This window comes from Pelagimonas varians (assembly GCF_003208435.1).
GTDB classification, from domain to species: domain Bacteria; phylum Pseudomonadota; class Alphaproteobacteria; order Rhodobacterales; family Rhodobacteraceae; genus Pelagimonas; species Pelagimonas varians.
Map to the genome: position 1 here is coordinate 1 of NZ_QKMF01000036.1, position 17,786 is coordinate 17,786.

General features: G+C 53.7%; 13 protein-coding genes and 1 tRNA gene. 13 read left to right on the forward strand and 1 reads right to left on the reverse strand.

What is annotated here, in order from left to right:
- The first annotated feature begins 171 nt into the window (after positions 1 to 171).
- The 9 genes from C8N36_RS23395 (at position 172) to rpoC (ending at position 13,324) form a co-directional block, all read left to right on the forward strand.
- Positions 172 to 247: transfer RNA gene (locus tag C8N36_RS23395), tRNA-Trp, on the forward strand.
- A gap of 370 nt (positions 248 to 617) precedes the next feature.
- Positions 618 to 815 (forward strand): preprotein translocase subunit SecE, encoded by a 198-nt coding sequence (gene secE, locus C8N36_RS23400; protein ID WP_097804421.1) that lies wholly within the window; start codon positions 618 to 620, stop codon positions 813 to 815.
- Positions 816 to 980: 165 nt separating this feature from the next.
- Entirely contained in the window at positions 981 to 1,514 is a 534-nt protein-coding gene (nusG, locus tag C8N36_RS23405; RefSeq protein ID WP_097804422.1) for a transcription termination/antitermination protein NusG, read from the forward strand.
- A gap of 260 nt (positions 1,515 to 1,774) precedes the next feature.
- The gene (rplK, locus tag C8N36_RS23410) at positions 1,775 to 2,227 is read left to right on the forward strand and encodes a 50S ribosomal protein L11 (RefSeq protein WP_097804423.1); all 453 of its coding nucleotides are present in this window, start codon (positions 1,775 to 1,777) and stop codon (positions 2,225 to 2,227) included.
- 4 nt (positions 2,228 to 2,231) lie between these two features.
- On the forward strand, positions 2,232 to 2,930 hold the full coding sequence (gene rplA / locus C8N36_RS23415; RefSeq protein WP_097804424.1) for a 50S ribosomal protein L1: 699 nt from the start codon (positions 2,232 to 2,234) through the stop codon (positions 2,928 to 2,930).
- A gap of 396 nt (positions 2,931 to 3,326) precedes the next feature.
- Positions 3,327 to 3,845, forward strand: coding sequence for a 50S ribosomal protein L10 (rplJ, locus tag C8N36_RS23420; protein WP_097804425.1), 519 nt, complete (start codon positions 3,327 to 3,329; stop codon positions 3,843 to 3,845).
- A gap of 75 nt (positions 3,846 to 3,920) precedes the next feature.
- On the forward strand, positions 3,921 to 4,295 hold the full coding sequence (rplL, locus tag C8N36_RS23425) for a 50S ribosomal protein L7/L12 (RefSeq protein ID WP_097804426.1): 375 nt from the start codon (positions 3,921 to 3,923) through the stop codon (positions 4,293 to 4,295).
- A 569-nt stretch (positions 4,296 to 4,864) separates the two neighbouring features.
- On the forward strand, positions 4,865 to 9,001 hold the full coding sequence (rpoB, locus tag C8N36_RS23430; RefSeq protein WP_097804427.1) for a DNA-directed RNA polymerase subunit beta: 4,137 nt from the start codon (positions 4,865 to 4,867) through the stop codon (positions 8,999 to 9,001).
- 75 nt (positions 9,002 to 9,076) lie between these two features.
- Entirely contained in the window at positions 9,077 to 13,324 is a 4,248-nt protein-coding gene (gene rpoC, locus C8N36_RS23435) for a DNA-directed RNA polymerase subunit beta' (RefSeq protein WP_097804428.1), read from the forward strand.
- 115 nt (positions 13,325 to 13,439) lie between these two features.
- Here rpoC and C8N36_RS23440 read toward each other — a convergent pair whose 3' ends face one another.
- Complete coding sequence (locus tag C8N36_RS23440) at positions 13,440 to 14,249, reverse strand: putative rhamnosyl transferase (RefSeq protein ID WP_097804429.1); 810 nt, start codon at positions 14,247 to 14,249, stop codon at positions 13,440 to 13,442.
- Positions 14,250 to 14,610: 361 nt separating this feature from the next.
- On the opposite strand from C8N36_RS23440, the gene rpsL reads away from it, so the two are divergent.
- The 4 genes from rpsL to C8N36_RS23460 all read left to right on the forward strand — a co-directional run.
- A complete protein-coding gene (gene rpsL / locus C8N36_RS23445; protein WP_008883423.1) occupies positions 14,611 to 14,982 on the forward strand; it encodes a 30S ribosomal protein S12 in 372 nt (123 codons plus the stop codon).
- A gap of 12 nt (positions 14,983 to 14,994) precedes the next feature.
- A complete protein-coding gene (gene rpsG, locus C8N36_RS23450) occupies positions 14,995 to 15,465 on the forward strand; it encodes a 30S ribosomal protein S7 (RefSeq protein ID WP_097804430.1) in 471 nt (156 codons plus the stop codon).
- A 21-nt stretch (positions 15,466 to 15,486) separates the two neighbouring features.
- The gene (fusA, locus tag C8N36_RS23455) at positions 15,487 to 17,604 is read left to right on the forward strand and encodes an elongation factor G (RefSeq protein ID WP_097804431.1); all 2,118 of its coding nucleotides are present in this window, start codon (positions 15,487 to 15,489) and stop codon (positions 17,602 to 17,604) included.
- Positions 17,605 to 17,691: 87 nt separating this feature from the next.
- Positions 17,692 to 17,786 (forward strand): GTP-binding protein (locus C8N36_RS23460; RefSeq protein ID WP_234988920.1); only part of this gene is annotated, 95 nt, incomplete at its 3' end.

The window sequence follows — 17,786 nt, forward strand, 5'->3', positions numbered from 1 at the left end:
CAACAGGTGTGCATTCACGAACACCGCTTTTGTTGCAAACTTCTCCCCACCGCGTGAGCCAGCACATCCCGTTTCGTGATCCAATGACATAAACTTTGGCAAAAATGTATTTTTACCGCGTTTGGCCTCTTGCTTTCATCCCGGTCATATCGTACCTCACAAACCGGCCTTAGGGGTATAGCTCAGCTGGTAGAGCGACGGTCTCCAAAACCGTAGGTCGAGGGTTCGAACCCTTCTGCCCCTGCCAATCTTTCTTAGTGAATGATGATCCGTGTCTGGACCGATACAGTATATATGTATCGTTTGGTTGCGGGTGCCGTAGATTTGCCATGCCGCCCACCAAAGTAGAACGTAGCATCCGGGGTTCCAGGGCCCGCTGAACGAGCTGTTTTTGAAGCGCTTACCTGACAGACCCACCTTTGTTGATATGTTTCGGCAGCTTTGCATTGTAGCCTAGAGCTGCGATTCCTCTGCCCGATCTCCGCCCTACCCGTACTTTGTACATAAATGGCTGGGGCATTTGTGTCGCATTCTCCGCTTACCAGCGGTGTGACCGCTTGAAATCAGTCAAAGCCTCGTCTATCTGCGACAAAACTCGATAAATGGAATGAGAACCGATGGCCACCACGAATCCTCTTCAGTTCATCCAGCAGGTGCGCGCCGAAGTTACCAAAATCGTTTGGCCGACGCGTCGCGAAGTGATGCTGACAACGATCATGGTTTTCATCATGGCAACACTGACCGCAATTTTCTTTGCGTTCGTAGATGTTGGTCTTAAGGCCGCTCTGAAAATGATGCTGACCTATTTTGCATGATGAATTGCGCGTCGCTTTGGTGGCGCGGCGTTTGCAGACTTGAAACTGTGACTTTGCACGGGTAAGAGCAAGTTCACTTTCTTACGGGCGTGCGATGAGTCGCGCGCCGGTTTTTATTCAGGGTACAGCATGTGCCCAAGGCACGAGACATAAGGGTAATCCCAAATGGCAAAGCGGTGGTATTCGGTCAGTGTTCTCTCGAACTTTGAGAAGAAGATTGCGGAACAGATCCGGACGGCGGTTGAGGAGCAGGAGCTTCATGACCAGATCGACGAAGTTCTCGTTCCTACCGAAGAGGTGATCGAGGTGCGTCGCGGCAAAAAGGTGACAACCGAACGTCGCTTTATGCCTGGTTACGTGCTGGTACACATGGAAATGTCGGACCAAGGGTATCATCTGATCAACTCAATCAACCGGGTGACTGGTTTCTTGGGTCCGCAGGGGCGTCCGATGCCCATGCGCGATGCCGAAGTCGATGCAATGATCGGCCGCGTTCAAGAGAACGAAGAATCGCCGCGTCTCGAGATCCGCTTTGAGACTGGTGAAAAAGTCAAAGTCACCGACGGTCCGTTCGAAGGCTTTGATGGCATGGTCGAAGGCGTTGACGATGACAACCAGCGCCTGCGCGTTTCGGTATCGATCTTTGGTCGTGAAACACCGGTTGAGCTGGAATTCACACAGGTCACTAAAGAAATGTAATCACACTGCGTTGGCAGTGGTTTGGGCGGGACGTTAATTCGACCCGCCTTTTTTCGTGTCCTGCCCTTATAGGCTTTGCTCAATCCGCAGTGTGTGGTTGTCTCCTCTTGCGAATCTTGGCGCTCTGATATAAGCGGCGCTTCTGACGTGCCTGTCACGTTACCAATGTGGGAGGCGAGGGCATCGCGATGCCCGAACCAGACCACACAACGAACGGCTCTGCGAACGCGTTTGCATGAGCGTTGAAAAGGAGAAAGCCAATGGCCAAGAAGCTAGCTGGCACGATGAAGCTGCAGATTGCAGCCGGTAAAGCCAACCCAAGCCCCCCCGTCGGTCCGGCGCTGGGTCAGCGCGGCATCAACATCATGGAATTCTGTAAGGCGTTCAACGCCAAGACGCAGGAAATGGAGCCCGGCGCGCCGTGCCCGACCGTGATCACTTACTATCAGGACAAGTCCTTCACTATGGACATCAAGACGCCACCTGCGTCTTACTACCTGAAAAAAGCAGCCGGCCTGAAGCCTGTTGGCAAGCGTAACCGCCCCCGCGGTGCTGAGAACCCCGGCCGTGAGACCGTGGCATCGGTAACTGTTGCTCAGGTGCGTGAAATCGCCGAAGCCAAAATGAAGGACCTGTCGGCGAACGACGTCGAGGCCGCAATGTTGATCATCGTCGGCTCCGCCCGTTCGATGGGCATCGAGGTGAAAGGTTAATATCATGGCAAATCTCGGAAAACGCACCCGCGCAGCGCGCGAAGCTTTCGCTGGCAAAGACAACCTGACTGTCGAGGACGCTGTTGCGCTTCTCAAAGGGAACGCAAACGCCAAATTTGACGAAACCATTGAAATCGCGATGGCGTTGGGCGTTGACCCCCGTCACGCTGACCAAATGGTTCGCGGTGTTGTCAGCCTGCCAAACGGCACTGGCAAAACCGTCCGCGTCGCTGTTTTCGCTCGTGGCCCAAAGGCCGAAGAAGCGCAGGCTGCTGGTGCGGACATCGTTGGCGCAGAAGATCTGATGGAAGCCGTTCAAGGCGGCACCATTGATTTTGATCGCTGCATTGCGACACCTGACATGATGCCCATCGTTGGTCGTCTTGGTAAGGTCCTTGGCCCGCGGAACCTGATGCCAAACCCCAAGGTTGGTACAGTGACCATGGACGTAGCCCAAGCTGTCAAAGACAGCAAAGGTGGCCAGGTTCAGTTCAAAGCTGAAAAAGCTGGTGTTGTGCATGCTGGTGTTGGCAAAGCGTCCTTCGACGAAGCCAAGCTGGTCGAAAACATCCGTGCCTTTGTTGGTGCCGTTTCGGCCGCCAAGCCTTCGGGTTCCAAAGGGACTTACATGAAGAAGATCTCTGTAAGCTCGACAATGGGCCCAGGCGTGACACTTGATGTGAACAGCGCAGTCGGAAGCTAAGCTCTTTCGACCTTCTGATTGAAAAGGCGGGCCAAATGGTCCGCCTTTTTTCGATAAGCCAGCAAGGTGGAGGCGGTGTTTCGGCCGCTTGTGTCGGCGGATTCAATAAACTTCTCTCCAAAGGGCCACTGGGGCCTTGGCAAGTTGGGGCAAAGGCTATATCGCAACCACTCAAGGTTCCGTACGATTCGTACGTGCCTTGATTTCGTCCGAGACGGTGGGCGGGTGTGACGCAAGTTGTATCCATAACTCCTGCCTGAGACGGGAAGAGACATCTTTCTGACGCCTCGTGTGTCCGTCTTTGATGCGACGACCCGCCTGTGGACCTGTCGCTTGGGGAAACCCGAGCAAAAGTGAGCCGGAGGGGTCTTCCCCTCCATATATTGGAGAAAAACTGTGGATAGAGCACAAAAAGAGAAGTTGGTCGACGAGCTCGGCCAGATCTTTGACAGCTCTGGCGTCGTAGTGGTTGCCCGCTACGAGGGTCTGACAGTTGCAGACATGCAGAGCCTGCGCGGGATTGCCCGTGAAGCGGAAGCTTCGGTTCGTGTCGCCAAGAACAGGCTTGCCAGAATTGCCGTTAAGGGCACTCAGTGCGAAAGCATCGATGAGTTCCTGGGCGGTATGACCGTTCTTACCTTCTCTGAGGACCCCGTGGCAGCTGCCAAGGTCGTCGAAGACTTCGCCAAGACGAACAAAAAGTTCGAAATTCTTGGTGGTGTAATGGGTGGAACGGCTCTTGACCGGGCTGGTGTTGCGGCCGTGTCGAAAATGCCTTCGCGTGACGAGCTTATTGCTTCGATCGTTGGCTGCATCGGCGCACCTGCATCTAACATCGCCGGCGCAATTGGCGCACCTGCTTCTAACATCGCATCCATTCTCTCGACTATCGAAGAGAAAGCGGAAGCGGCGTAATAGCAACTTTTACGATCCCCGAAGGGTTAACCCCCTGACGTTGGAACACATAACGATAACGGAAAGAGTCTCAAAATGGCTGATCTGAAAGCACTTGCTGAAAGCATCGTGGGTCTGACCCTGCTGGAAGCACAAGAACTGAAAACTATCCTCAAGGACGAGTATGGCATCGAGCCCGCAGCTGGCGGCGCAGTTGTTATGGCTGGTCCAGCAGACGCTGGCGAAGCGGCTGAGGAAAAAACTGAATTTGACGTGATCCTGAAGGCCGCTGGCCCTAAGAAAATCAACGTCATCAAAGAAGTCCGCGGCATCACCGGTCTGGGCCTGAAAGAAGCTAAAGAGCTGGTTGAAGCCGGCGGCAAAGCTGTCAAAGAAGGCGTTTCCAAGGACGAAGCAGAAGAGCTTAAGAAAAAGCTCGAAGAAGCTGGCGCTGAAGTCGAAGTTAAGTAATTTCCCTTTTTATAAAGGGTTATTGGCAAGCGTCCCCATTCGGGGGCGCTTGTTTCGTTTTAGACGCCCGCAGAAAAATACGTGTTTTGGTTGTAACTTGAGTCACTGTCTTGACGGCTGTGTTCGCAAGTGAGATATTGGGGATCTAGGCGAAAACTATGTCAACTCCTTTGGGGGGTTGCGTTCTTGCTATTCACGGAATATTCGGAAGTCTCCTGCGGGTTCGTGTGATTCGAAGCCGCATTTTCCTTTTTGCAAGACGTGAGGTGTTCCCAGCTCTCTAAAATACCTTTCGCCTAAATCGTAAGTGCCTGAAATTAAAAGGCAACAGGGTGATTTGGCCGCGGTATTTTGCGTCATAAAACATTCGATGGACAGCCCCCGACTTGGCAAGCGCCCCTTCTGACTGCGGTCAGGCGAGACGCTTTCCAAGGCAGGGATCCCATGATCGAGTGGCCTCCGGTGGGACGGGGGCCGAGAATGGATCGGATTTTTGCCGTCACTGACGGTGATGTGTCGTAGCCCGACGACGCGTCACTCGAAGAGAATATCGAAAGGTGACATCTGTCATGGCGCAAAGCTTCCTTGGCCAGAAACGTCTTCGCCGTTATTACGGCAAAATCCGCGAAGTTCTGGAAATGCCGAACCTTATTGAGGTTCAAAAATCCAGCTACGAGCTTTTCTTGAAATCAGGCGACCAGCCTACGCCGTCTGACGGCGAAGGCATCAAAGGCGTTTTCCAGTCGGTATTCCCGATCAAGGATTTCAACGAAACCGCGATTTTGGAATTCGTTAATTACGATCTGGAAAAACCAAAATACGACGTCGAAGAGTGCATGCAGCGCGACATGACCTACAGCGCTCCGCTTAAGGTCACTCTGCGCCTCATCGTATTTGATATCGATGAGGATACCGGTGCGAAATCGGTAAAAGACATCAAAGAACAAGATGTGTTCATGGGCGACATGCCCCTGATGACACCCAACGGTACGTTTGTTGTAAACGGCACCGAACGTGTGATCGTCAGCCAAATGCACCGCTCACCCGGTGTTTTCTTTGATCACGACAAAGGTAAGACGCACAGCTCGGGCAAGTTGCTGTTCGCCTGCCGTATCATCCCCTATCGCGGATCTTGGCTCGACTTCGAATTCGATGCCAAAGACATCGTATTTGCACGCATCGACCGTCGCCGTAAATTGCCGGTGACGACGCTGCTATACGCGCTTGGTCTCGACCAAGAAGCGATTATGGATGCGTATTACAACACTGTGTCATACAACCTGAAGAAAAGCGGTGGCTGGTCCACCAAGTTCTTCCCAAATCGTGTGCGCGGGACCCGCCCGGCCTATGATCTGGTGGATGCCGACAGCGGTGAAGTGATTGCTGAAGCAGGCAAAAAGGTAACGCCACGCGCAGTGAAAAAGCTGATCGACGAGGCCAAAGTTGAGAACCTGTTGGTTCCGTTCGACCAAATCGTCGGCAAGTTTGTGTCACAAGACATGATCAACGAAGAAACTGGTGCGATTTACGTCGAAGCCGGTGACGAGCTGACATGGGAAGTTGACAAAGACGGTGACGTAACCGGCGGTACACTCAAGGAGCTTGTTGACGCAGGCGTCACCGAGATCCCGGTGCTGGACATCGACAACGTCACTGTTGGCCCCTACATGCGCAACACAATGGCGATGGATAAGAACATGGGCCGCGATACCGCGCTTATGGATATCTACCGCGTTATGCGTCCGGGCGAGCCGCCCACCGTTGAAGCTGCTTCCGCCTTGTTCGAGACACTGTTCTTTGACGGTGAGCGTTATGACCTGTCTGCCGTTGGCCGTGTTAAGATGAACATGCGCTTGGCGCTGGAAAAAGAAGACACACAGCGTACGCTGGACCGCGAAGACATCGTCAAGTGTATCAAAGCGCTTGTTGATCTGCGCGATGGTCGCGGCGACATCGACGATATTGACCACCTCGGCAACCGTCGCGTGCGTTCTGTCGGCGAATTGATGGAAAACCAGTACCGTGTTGGTCTGCTCCGCATGGAGCGCGCAATCAAGGAACGCATGTCCTCTGTCGAAATCGACACTGTGATGCCGCAAGACCTGATCAATGCCAAACCTGCCGCAGCTGCGGTGCGTGAATTCTTCGGCTCTTCGCAGCTGTCGCAGTTCATGGACCAAACCAACCCGCTGTCTGAAGTCACCCACAAACGCCGTCTTTCGGCGCTTGGGCCAGGTGGTTTGACACGTGAGCGTGCTGGCTTTGAAGTTCGCGACGTTCACCCGACCCACTACGGCCGGATGTGCCCGATTGAAACACCGGAAGGACCGAACATTGGTCTGATCAACTCGCTGGCGACATTCGCCCGCGTGAACAAATACGGTTTCATCGAAACACCTTACCGTGTCGTAAAAGAGGGCGTCGTCACCGACGAAGTCCACTACATGTCGGCAACCGAGGAAATGCGTCACACCGTGGCTCAGGCGAACGCCAACCTCGATGAAAACATGAAGTTCAAGAACGAATTGGTGTCGACACGTAAATCTGGTGACTACACACTGTCACCCAGCGATGCGGTTGACCTGATTGACGTTAGCCCGAAGCAGTTGGTTTCTGTTGCGGCCTCGCTCATTCCGTTCTTGGAAAACGACGATGCGAACAGGGCCTTGATGGGCTCGAACATGCAACGTCAGGCTGTTCCAACTCTGCGCTCCGAAGCGCCGCTTGTCGGCACCGGGATCGAAGAAGTTGTGGCACGCGATTCCGGCGCGGCTGTTATGGCGAAACGCGCGGGTATCATTGACCAAGTTGACGCGCAGCGTATCGTTGTGCGCGCCACGTCTGACCTGGAAATGGGCGATGCGGGCGTAGACATCTACCGCATGCGCAAGTTCCAGCGTTCGAACCAGAACACCTGTATTAACCAACGTCCGTTGGTCAAAGTGGGTGACACGGTTCTGAAGGGCGAAGTTATCGCGGACGGTCCATCGACAGACATGGGTGAACTGGCCCTTGGTAAAAACGTGATCGTCGCGTTTATGCCTTGGAACGGCTACAACTACGAAGACTCGATCCTGATTTCTGAACGCATTGCCAAAGATGATGTGTTCACATCGGTCCACATCGAAGAATTCGAAGTCGCAGCCCGTGACACCAAGCTTGGCCCAGAAGAGATCACACGCGACATTCCCAACGTTGGGGAAGAAGCGCTGCGGAACCTCGACGAAGCTGGCATCGTGTACATTGGTGCGGACGTAGAGCCTGGCGATATTCTTGTTGGTAAAATCACCCCCAAGGGCGAAAGCCCGATGACGCCAGAAGAAAAACTGCTGCGCGCCATCTTTGGTGAAAAAGCTTCGGACGTGCGCGATACCTCGCTGCGTGTGAAGCCGGGTGACTACGGCACAATCGTCGAAGTGCGTGTCTTTAACCGCCATGGCGTGGAAAAAGACGAACGCGCGCTGCAGATCGAGCGTGAAGAAATCGAACGTCTTGCCCGCGACCGTGACGACGAACTCGCAATCCTTGACCGGAACATCTACGCTCGCTTGAAGGGTATGATCGAAGGTAAAGTGGCTGTTAAAGGCCCCAGAGGTGTACGCCCGAACGCGGAAATCAACGAAGAGTTGCTTGAAACTCTGACCCGCGGTCAGTGGTGGCAGTTGGCGCTTGGTGAAGAAGATGACGCCAAGCACGTCGAAGCCCTGCATGAGCAGTACGAAGTGCAAAAGCGCGCTTTGGATGCCCGTTTCGAAGACAAGGTCGAAAAAGTGCGCCGCGGCGACGATCTGCCTCCGGGTGTGATGAAGATGGTCAAAGTCTTCATCGCGGTGAAGCGCAAGCTTCAGCCTGGTGATAAAATGGCGGGTCGCCACGGGAACAAAGGTGTGGTTTCACGCGTTGTTCCAATGGAAGATATGCCGTTCCTTGCCGATGGTACGCCGGTTGACTTCTGTTTGAACCCGCTGGGCGTTCCATCGCGTATGAACGTTGGTCAGATCCTTGAAACCCACATGGGTTGGGCCTCGCGGATGTTGGGCATCAAGATCGACGATGCTCTGCAAGAGTATCGCCGGTCCGGTGACATGACGCCAGTTCGCGAAGCACTGCGCATTGGGTATGGCGACGACGTCTACGAAGATGGTTTTGCCGACATGTCCGAAGGTGATTTGCTGGAAGCTGCCGGAAATGTGACCTCGGGTGTTCCGATTGCAACACCGGTCTTTGACGGTGCGAAAGAAGCTGATGTGAACGATGCGCTGTTGCGCGCTGGTTTCTCGGAAAGCGGGCAATCGGTACTGTTTGATGGCCGCACCGGTGAGCAGTTTGCACGTGAAGTGACTGTGGGTGTTAAGTACCTGCTGAAACTGCACCACCTTGTGGACGACAAAATCCACGCACGTTCGACTGGACCATACTCGCTTGTTACTCAGCAGCCGCTGGGTGGTAAGGCGCAGTTCGGTGGCCAGCGTTTCGGGGAAATGGAAGTCTGGGCGCTCGAAGCTTATGGCGCTGCATATACCCTGCAAGAAATGCTGACTGTGAAGTCGGATGACGTGGCAGGCCGGACCAAGGTCTATGAAAGCATCGTTAAGGGTGAGGACAACTACGAAGCTGGCGTGCCAGAATCGTTCAACGTTCTCGTCAAAGAGGTCCGCGGCTTGGGCCTCAACATGGAACTCCTGGATGCCGAGGAAGATGAGTGAGCCATTCGGTAGGGCGGGGATCACCCCGCCTGCCTTCTCTCTCAGCTTTCTTTGCCCGAATTTAAGGATCATTAGATGAACCAGGAACTGACCAACAATCCGTTCAACCCTGTTGCACCGATTAAAACTTTCGACGAAATCAAGGTGTCGCTTGCGTCGCCCGAACGGATTCTGTCGTGGTCTTTCGGTGAAATCAAAAAGCCCGAAACCATCAACTACCGGACGTTCAAACCTGAACGGGACGGTCTTTTCTGCGCGCGTATCTTTGGCCCGATCAAAGACTACGAATGCTTGTGCGGCAAATATAAGCGTATGAAATATCGCGGCGTTGTCTGCGAAAAATGTGGTGTTGAAGTTACGCTGCAAAAAGTACGCCGCGAACGTATGGGCCACATCGAACTGGCCGCTCCTTGCGCACACATCTGGTTCCTCAAGTCGCTGCCTTCGCGCATCGGCCTGATGTTGGATATGACATTGCGTGACCTTGAGCGCGTTTTGTATTTCGAAAACTACGTTGTGATCGAACCCGGTCTGACCGACCTGACTTATGGCCAAATGATGAGCGAAGAGGAATTCCTCGACGCACAAGACGCCTATGGTATGGACGCGTTCACCGCCAATATCGGTGCCGAAGCCATCCGTGAAATGTTGGCCAACATCGATCTGGAAAACGAAGCTGAACAGCTGCGCGCCGACCTCAAAGAGGCAACCGGTGAGCTGAAGCCCAAGAAGATCATCAAACGTCTGAAAGTTGTGGAATCCTTCTTGGAATCCGGCAACCGTCCGGAATGGATGATCATGACCGTTGTGCCTGTGATCCCACCAGAGCTGCGCCCGCTGGTGCCGCTGGACGGTGGCCGCTTTGCGACGTCGGATCTGAACGATCTGTATCGCCGGGTGATCAACCGGAACAACCGTCTGAAGCGTCTGATCGAACTGCGCGCGCCTGATATCATCGTTCGCAACGAAAAGCGGATGTTGCAGGAATCTGTTGACGCACTGTTCGATAACGGCCGTCGTGGCCGCGTGATCACCGGTGCCAACAAGCGCCCGCTGAAATCGCTGTCCGACATGCTGAAGGGTAAGCAAGGTCGCTTCCGTCAAAACCTTTTGGGTAAGCGCGTCGACTTCTCTGGTCGTTCGGTCATTGTGACCGGTCCTGAGCTGAAACTGCATCAGTGTGGATTGCCGAAAAAGATGGCCTTGGAACTGTTCAAGCCGTTTATCTATTCGCGCCTCGAAGCCAAAGGCCTAAGCTCGACTGTAAAGCAGGCGAAAAAGCTGGTTGAAAAAGAGCGTCCCGAAGTGTGGGATATCTTGGATGAAGTGATCCGCGAACACCCTGTAATGCTGAACCGTGCGCCAACATTGCACCGTCTTGGTATTCAGGCGTTCGAACCCACGCTGATCGAAGGTAAAGCCATCCAGCTGCACCCACTGGTTTGTTCGGCCTTCAACGCTGACTTTGACGGCGACCAAATGGCGGTCCACGTGCCTTTGTCGCTCGAAGCCCAGCTTGAAGCCCGCGTTTTGATGATGTCGACGAACAACGTTCTGTCGCCTGCAAACGGCGCACCGATCATCGTTCCGTCGCAGGATATGATTTTGGGTCTGTACTATGTGACCATCATGCGCGAAGGCATGAAGGGCGAAAACATGGTATTCTCGTCGCTCGAAGAGGTCGAACACGCCCTCAACGCCGGCGAAGTGCATTTGCACGCCAAAGTTCAAGTTCGTCTCAAGCAAATCGACGACGAAGGTGCCGAAGTCTATACACGCTTCGAAACCACGCCGGGCCGTGCCCGTCTTGGTGCCCTGTTGCCGATGAACGCAAAAGCACCGTTCTCGTTGGTCAACGACTTGCTGCGCAAAAAAGACGTGCAGCGCGTGATTGACACCGTTTACCGGTATTGCGGTCAAAAAGAGTCTGTTATTTTCTGTGACCAGATCATGACACTCGGTTTCCGCGAAGCGTTTAAGGCAGGCATTTCCTTTGGTAAATCCGACATGGTTGTTCCTGACAACAAGTGGGATATCGTTGGTCATACGCGCGATCAGGTAAAAGATTTCGAACAGCAGTACATGGACGGCCTGATCACTCAGGGCGAAAAGTACAACAAAGTTGTCGATGCTTGGTCAAAGTGTAACGACAAAGTCACCGAAGCGATGATGTCTACCATCTCGGCTGAAAAACGCGCCGAAGACGGCTCGGTTATGGAACCAAACTCGGTTTACATGATGGCCCACTCCGGTGCGCGTGGTTCGGTTACACAGATGAAACAGCTGGGCGGTATGCGCGGTTTGATGGCAAAGCCGAACGGCGACATCATCGAAACACCGATCATCTCGAACTTTAAAGAAGGTCTGACCGTTCTGGAGTACTTCAACTCCACCCACGGTGCCCGTAAGGGTCTGTCAGATACGGCTTTGAAAACAGCGAACTCGGGTTACTTGACCCGTCGGTTGGTTGACGTTGCCCAAGACTGTATCGTTCGTATGGTTGATTGTGGAACGGACCGTGCTGTTACGGCCTCTGCGGCTGTGAACGACGGCGAAGTTGTCGCAACTTTGGGTGAACGTGTTCTGGGCCGTGTTGCAGCCGAAGACATTTGCCACCCTGTCTCTAGTGAAGTGCTGGCACCAGAAGGCTCGCTCATTGATGAACGGACTGCGGATGCCATCGAAGACTCCGGTGTTTTGACAGCACGTATTCGCTCACCACTGACTTGTGAAGCGGAAGAAGGCGTATGTTCGCAGTGTTACGGTCGTGACCTTGCACGCGGTACGCGCGTCAACCTTGGTGAGGCCGTTGGCATCATCGCGGCGCAGTCGATCGGTGAACCGGGCACTCAGTTGACCATGCGGACATTCCACATGGGCGGCGTTGCGTCTGGTTCGTCCCGCTCGTTCCTTGAAGCGTCTCAGAACGGCAAGATCGCCTTCGCAAACCCAAGCGTTATTACAAACGCGTCGGGCGAGCAGATTGTGATGAGCCGGAACATGCAGGTTTTGATCCTGAACGAACAAGGCGAAGAAATCGCATCCCATAAAATGGGTTACGGTTCCAAGCTGTTCGTTACCGATGGTCAAACCATTGCACGCGGCGACAAAATGTTCGAATGGGATCCCTACACCCTGCCGATCATCGCGGAAAAGGACGCTGTTGCGAGACATGTTGACCTTGTGAACGGCCTCGCCGTGCGTGAGGAAACCGATGACGCGACCGGCATGACCCAGAAGATCGTGGTTGACTGGCGTGCGGCCCCCAAAGGCAATGAGCTTAAGCCTGAAATTATCCTGATGGATAAAGATGGTGAGCCCGTTCGCAACGATGCTGGCAATCCGATTACCTATCCTATGTCTGTTGATGCGGTTCTGTCTGTTGAAGACGGTCAGGACGTCAAAGCGGGTGACGTTGTTGCACGTATTCCGCGCGAAGGTGCCAAGACCAAGGACATTACAGGTGGTCTGCCACGTGTTGCGGAATTGTTCGAAGCCCGTCGTCCAAAGGATCACGCGATCATCGCTGAAATCGATGGTTATGTGCGCTTTGGTAAGGACTATAAAAACAAGCGTCGTGTTTCCATCGAGCCTCAAGACGAGACCATGGACGCCCGTGAATACATGATCCCGAAAGGTAAGCACATTCCTGTCATGGAAGGTGATTTTATCCAGAAGGGTGAATACCTCATGGACGGTAATCCGGCACCGCACGACATCCTCGGCATTATGGGGATCGAAGCGCTGGCGAACTACATGATCGACGAAGTTCAGGACGTTTACCGCCTGCAGGGTGTTAAGATCAACGATAAGCATATCGAAGTGATCGTGCGCCAAATGCTGCAAAAGTGGGAAATCCAGGACAGCGGTGACACAACCTTGCTGAAAGGCGAGCATGTGGACAAAGCTGAATTTGATGCGGCCAACGAAAAGGCTCTGTCGAAATCAGGTCGTCCTGCGAAGGGTGAGCCGATCCTATTGGGGATCACAAAGGCGTCCTTGCAGACCCGTTCGTTCATCTCGGCGGCATCGTTCCAGGAAACCACACGGGTTCTGACCGAAGCCTCTGTTCAGGGCAAGAAAGACAAACTTGTTGGCCTGAAAGAGAACGTCATCGTTGGTCGTTTGATCCCTGCCGGTACCGGTGGTGCCACGCAAGAAATGCGCCACATCGCATCGACACGTGACAACGTTGTTGTTGAAGCGCGCCGTATTGAAGCAGAAGCCGCAGCCGCTTTGGCTGCGCCTGAGCCAGTTGCCGACGTCGTTGGTGGCAGCGAATTCGATACGCTGATTGTCGACACTCCGGAGAGCCGCGAATAAGCGCTTTTCGTTTAGCAAAATAAAAGAAGGGCTCCGAAAGGGGCCCTTTTTTGGTTTCGTGCGCAAGTGTTTGAGTTGAGTGGCTGCCCAGAGGCAAACCGTCTTAGGTGTTGCTTCAGGCCAAACTGCTGAACACATTCTTGACGTGATCACATGTGATTCCAAAAACGTTTTGAAACAGTTTCAGCTGATCCGCATCCAAACGTGGCAAAACAACCGGCTTCACATGCTTTTTCTGGCGGGAGTCATTGTGATCGTTGTGCCCACGTACATACATGATTTCATCCGTGAAGGTCACAGTCGGCATGAACTGGTTGATCCTTTGGTGGCCAAAATTCATCACAGTTTGTCTGACGCCCGGTTGAACCGCCACGGCTTGGGCCACTCCCCAATAGGGGTGCACCGTCTCTTCGCCACAAATTCCAACGGTGTCGGGGCGGGCAACAAAACCGCGATTCCAATCGAAACCAACCAATCGGTTCTTGGCCAGCAATGGTCCACAATCGCAAGCAGCTTGCTTTAACCGTTCGACAAAATGGATCGATACCGCGTCGTCGTCGTCATGGCGAAACTGCAAACATGGTTCTTCCATGATCCGTAAGCTGTTGATGACATTCTGGCATACTTTGCGGTGTGGGCCAGGCGCATGTGGAATCACAACAGCCTGCGGGAAATCCTCTACCAATATCATCAAGCGTTCCAGATAGACGTCGGGCATAGAATCGCCAACGAGAAGGGCAAATATGAAATCGGGGTCCGTTTGCGCTTTGAGACCGGGCAAGCAGATGGTCTCAAAATGGCGAAACCTTTCTTCCATGCGCGTGGGTTGGTAGAGATAGGAAATCCGGTCCCTTAAAGTTTCATGTTCAACCTGAAACCCACCTTCGGCAGGGTAAGAAAACCGACAAAAACCGATGGTTTGCATGTTGGAACCTTTGAGTGCAAAACGCTAGGATATGCATGGCATTGCCAGCCCATCGTGGCAAGCGGGCAGGGCTGTTGACAAGGTTCGCGACTCCCCCTATACGCCCGACTAATCCGCGCGGTAATTCCGTGCGTTTTTCAGAACTGAAGTGGTCAAGATCCAGGCGAATTTACTGCCCGATCCTCTGAAAACCCACCGCATCGTTTACCTCGGAATGGGAACGACGCGGTCTGTATCTGTTGTGGAAACATAACAGTGATCTGATCCCGGCAGGGGGCCGCAAGGTTTCACGCCAACCGACTGAGCCGCGACGGGCCTGCCTGTCGCACCACAAAAGTGAAAGCACGGGGAACAATACCGAATGCCCACGATCCAACAGCTGATCCGCAAACCGCGCCAGCCTAAAGTCAAACGTTCGAAGTCTCAGCACCTCGAACAGTGCCCGCAAAAGCGCGGCGTTTGCACACGCGTCTATACAACCACTCCCAAAAAGCCGAACTCGGCGATGCGGAAAGTGGCCAAGGTTCGCCTGACAAATGGCTTTGAAGTCATTAGCTACATCCCAGGTGAAAGCCACAACCTTCAGGAACACTCTGTGGTTCTGATCCGCGGCGGTCGTGTAAAAGACCTTCCCGGTGTGCGTTACCACATCCTTCGCGGTGTTCTGGATACCCAGGGCGTCAAAGATCGTAAGCAGCGTCGCTCCAAGTATGGCGCGAAGCGTCCTAAATAAGAGGATACAGATATGTCCCGTCGTCACGCTGCCGAGAAGCGCGAAGTCCTGCCCGACGCCAAATTTGGCGATCGCGTTCTGACTAAATTCATGAACAACCTGATGATTGATGGTAAAAAATCAGTCGCAGAAAGAATTGTTTATAACGCGCTCGATCGCGTTGAAACCAAAGTCAAGCGCGCCCCTGTGGAACTGTTCCACGAAGCGCTTGATAACATCAAACCATCGGTCGAAGTTCGTTCGCGCCGCGTGGGTGGTGCAACTTACCAGGTTCCCGTCGAAGTGCGCCCCGAGCGCCGCGAAGCCCTGGCAATTCGCTGGTTGATCACGGCCAGCCGTTCGCGCAATGAAAACACAATGGAAGAGCGTCTTGCTGGCGAACTTCTGGACGCTGTTCAATCGCGCGGTTCCGCCGTTAAGAAACGTGAAGACACCCACAAGATGGCCGACGCTAACAAAGCGTTCAGCCATTACCGCTGGTAACCTTGGCTTAGGATCTAACCAATGGCACGCGACTATCCCCTCGACCGGTACCGCAACTTCGGTATCATGGCGCACATCGACGCAGGTAAAACTACCTGCTCGGAACGCATTTTGTTTTACACTGGCAAATCCCACAACATTGGTGAGGTGCACGATGGTGCAGCCACCATGGACTGGATGGAGCAGGAACAAGAACGCGGCATCACCATCACTTCGGCGGCGACCACCACTTTTTGGGAACGCACCGAAGATGGCGAAACTGCCGAGTCTGAAAAGCACCGTCTGAACATCATCGACACCCCTGGCCACGTTGACTTCACCATTGAAGTTGAACGCTCGCTGGCGGTTCTCGACGGTGCCGTCTGTGTTCTTGACGCCAACGCTGGTGTTGAACCCCAAACCGAAACCGTGTGGCGTCAGGCTGACCGCTACAAGGTTCCTCGGATGGTGTTCGTCAACAAGATGGACAAAATCGGCGCAGACTTCTTCAACTGTGTTGAAATGATCGAAGACCGTACCGGCGCACGCGCTGTTCCGGTTGGCATTCCAATTGGTGCCGAGACTGAGCTGGAAGGCCTTCTCGATCTGGTCACCATGGAAGAATGGTTGTGGCAAGGTGAAGATCTGGGCGCGTCCTGGATCAAAGCACCGATCCGCGACAGTCTCAAAGACATGGCCGACGAATGGCGCAGCAAAATGATCGAAACTGCCGTTGAGCAGGACGATGATGCAATGGAAGCTTACCTCGAAGGCGAAGAGCCTGATGTAGCGACTCTGCGCAAGCTGCTTCGCAAAGGCACATTGGCAATGGACTTCGTTCCAGTGCTGGGTGGTTCTGCGTTCAAAAACAAAGGTGTTCAGCCTCTTCTCAACGCCGTAATCGACTATCTTCCCAGCCCGCTGGATGTTGTCGACTACATGGGCTTTAAGCCTGGTGACGAAGAAGAAATTCGGGACATCCCGCGCCGCGCAGATGACAACATGGCCTTCTCTGGCCTTGCGTTCAAAATCATGAACGACCCCTTTGTTGGCTCGCTGACTTTCGTTCGTATCTACTCGGGTACCCTTTCCAAAGGTGACTCGATGCTCAACTCCACTAAGGAGCGTAAAGAGCGTGTAGGTCGTATGATGATGATGCACTCCAACAACCGTGAAGAGATCGAAGAGGCATTTGCCGGCGATATCATCGCGCTTGGCGGTCTGAAAGACACAACCACTGGTGACACCCTGTGTGACATCAAAGATCCGGTGGTTCTGGAAACCATGAACTTCCCTGATCCGGTTATCGAGATCGCGGTTGAGCCCAAAACCAAGGGCGACCAAGAGAAAATGTCCGCAGGTCTGGCGCGTCTTGCAGCCGAAGATCCGTCCTTCCGTGTTGAGACTGACCAAGAATCCGGTCAGACCATCATGAAGGGCATGGGCGAACTTCACTTGGACATCCTGGTTGACCGTCTCAAGCGGGAATTCAAGGTTGAAGCGAACATTGGTGCGCCTCAGGTGGCATACCGTGAGACCATTGGTCACGAAGTTGAGCATAGCTACACCCACAAGAAACAATCTGGTGGTTCTGGTCAGTTCGGCGAAGTGAAAATGATCATCACGCCCACAGAGCCTGGTGAAGGTTACTCGTTCGAATCCAAGATCGTTGGTGGTTCCATTCCTAAGGAATACATCCCCGGTGTTGAAAAGGGTGTGAAATCGGTTATGGACAGCGGCCCTCTGGCTGGCTTCCCTGTGATCGACTTCAAAGTCTCCCTGATCGACGGTAAATTCCACGATGTTGACTCCAGCGTCCTTGCATTTGAGATCGCAGCACGTATGTGCATGCGTGAAGGGATGCGCAAAGCTGGTGCGAAACTGCTGGAACCAATGATGAAAGTCGAAGTTGTTACCCCAGAAGATTATTGTGGCGGTATCATCGGTGATCTGACATCGCGTCGCGGTCAAGTGAACGGTCAAGAACCACGCGGCAACGCTGTTGCCATCAACGCGTTTGTTCCGCTGGCTAACATGTTCGGCTACATCAACACGCTGCGTTCCATGTCTTCGGGCCGCGCCAACTTTACGATGCAGTTTGACCACTACAATGCGGTTCCTCAGAACATCTCTGACGAGATCCAGTCGCAATACGCATAAGAACGGGTGGCGGGGTGAACCCCGCCCTACCCATCACTGTAGGGAGAAGTGCTGCTTCTCCACCTGATTTTAAAAAGGAGCCCACCCATGGGTAAGGAAAAGTTTGAACGCGGTAAGCCGCACTGCAACATCGGCACAATCGGCCACGTTGACCACGGCAAGACCACACTGACAGCGGCGAT